The organism is Shewanella sp. 11B5, from assembly GCF_002836795.1.
In the GTDB taxonomy this organism is placed as follows: Bacteria; Pseudomonadota; Gammaproteobacteria; order Enterobacterales; family Shewanellaceae; genus Shewanella; species Shewanella frigidimarina.
The window spans coordinates 1-1,949 of record NZ_PJAP01000711.1 but is presented as its reverse complement, the minus strand read 5'-3'; the positions used below and the strand labels follow the sequence as shown (position 1 = coordinate 1,949).

Sequence of the window (1,949 nt, the reverse complement as noted above, 5' to 3'; positions counted from 1 at the left end):
CAATCTCTTCAGCTTCAACCACGGTAATTTTACCTGCGGTGGCCATCATTGGATTGAAGTTAGCGGCGGTTTTGCGAAACACCAAATTACCCATAGTGTCGGCTTTCCAGGCGCGAACTAAGGCAAAATCTGCCGTTAATGATTCTTCTAATACGTAGTGACGACCTTTAATTTCACGGGTTTCTTTTCCGTCAGCAATCGGCGTTCCGTAACCTGTCGCGGTGAAAAATGCCGGAATACCCGCGCCGCCAGCACGAATTTTTTCAGCCAATGTGCCTTGTGGCGTGAGTATCACATTAAGCTCACCAGACAACATTTGTTGTTCAAAGGTGGCATTTTCGCCAACATAAGAGGCTATCATGGTCGAAATTTGATGTTGTTTAAGTAATAAACCTAAACCAAAATCATCAACGCCAGCGTTGTTTGAAATAGCGGTTAAGCCTTTTACACCCAATTTAACCATGTGGTTAATTAACCCTTCAGGGATGCCACATAAACCAAAGCCGCCGACCATAATGGTCATGTCGTCACTCAGTCCTGCTAGTGCTTCTTCATAGCTGTGGACGACTTTATTGAATCCTGCCATCTTGTTGTCCTTATTTGTTATGTTCCAAGGGCAAGCGATTTGCCTCACCCCTGTGAGTATATGTGATTATGTTCTGATTGCATTTGCCACTTTAGACCCATTACTTCGGCCTAATGCGTGGCTAATGTTGTCGCCAGCCAGTGCAAGCTTAGCGAGGTCAATGCCGGTATCTATTCCCATGCCATGGAGCATGTAGACCAGATCTTCAGTGGCGAGATTGCCCGATGCACCTTTTGCATATGGGCAACCACCAAGACCAGCAACTGAAGCATCAAACACGCTGACACCGGTTTCAAGGCAGGCAAGTATGTTGGCTAACGCTTGGCCGTATGTGTCGTGAAAATGCAAAGCTAACTTATCAACAGGAACCACTTTAGCGACAGCCTCAACCATCTGCCGCGCTTTATTGGGAGTGCCAACACCGATGGTGTCGCCTAATGAGATTTCATAACACCCCATTTTATAAAGGATCTCAGATACTCTGGCGACTTCTCTCACATCAATGTCGCCTTCGTATGGACAACCCAGCACACAAGACACGTAGCCACGCACTGCAATCCCATGTTTTTTGGCGGCTTCCATTAACGGAATAAAGCGTTCGATTGACTCATCGATTGAGCAATTAATATTTTTTTTACTGAAGCTTTCAGATGCTGCGCCAAAAATAGCCACTTCATCCGCACCTGCAGCAAGGGCTAGTTCAAACCCTTTTAGGTTAGGGGTTAATGCACTGTAAACCACACCAGCTTGTCGTTTGAGTTGCTGCAATACGGCATCAGAATCGGCCATTTGTGGCACCCACTTAGGTGACACAAAGCTGCCTGCTTCAATACGCTTAATACCTGCATCACCAAGTTGTGTGATTAGCGTGAGTTTGTCTGCAGTGGTCACTGGCACTTCGTTTTGTAAACCGTCACGCGCGCCAACTTCAAAAATGCTCACTTTAGTCGGTAACATTTACGCTTCCTCGACGTTAGCTTCAGAGGCTAATGGTTCAACGTTTAATAGTTGTGCACCGTCACTGACAAGCTCACCGCTTTGGAAGTAAAACTCGCTCACCACGCCATCAAACGGCGCTTCGATGGTGTATTCCATTTTCATGGCTTCCATCACTAATAAGCCTTGGCCCGCTTTGACTTGCTGGCCCACTTCCACTAAATGAGTCACAACAGTGCCATTCATTGGTGCTTTAAGCTTATCTGCATGGTTAATCACTTCTTCAATCACTTGAGCCAATATGGCTTTAAAGTGATAACTGCCAGAAGGTAAAAAGAGCGTAAAGTCGTCGCCTTGATGGCTAACAGGAATTTTGCTCTTATGGCCATTAATCTCAGCTAAAAGTAAATCGGCTTTAAGTTCACCC

General features: G+C 45.9%; 3 protein-coding genes. All 3 read right to left on the bottom strand.

Going from position 1 to position 1,949, the window contains the following annotated elements; all coding sequences use genetic code 11:
- The coding region (locus CXF78_RS15640; RefSeq protein WP_102037304.1) for a CoA transferase subunit A at positions 1 to 586 on the bottom strand (586 nt) is incomplete at its 3' end.
- Between the two features lie 66 nt (positions 587 to 652).
- Positions 653 to 1,543 carry a hydroxymethylglutaryl-CoA lyase gene (locus CXF78_RS15635; protein WP_102037303.1) on the bottom strand — a complete coding sequence of 297 codons (891 nt, stop codon included), beginning with the start codon at positions 1,541 to 1,543 and terminating at the stop codon, positions 653 to 655.
- Positions 1,544 to 1,949, bottom strand: a 406-nt coding sequence (locus CXF78_RS15630; protein WP_145991489.1) for a biotin/lipoyl-containing protein, incomplete at its 5' end; no start/stop codon positions are given.

Excerpts from the sequence above, each read along its gene's own strand:
- CXF78_RS15635 (WP_102037303.1), bottom strand. The coding sequence starts at position 1,543 with ATGTTACCGACTAAAGTGAGCATTTTTGAAGTTGGCGCGCGTGACGGT.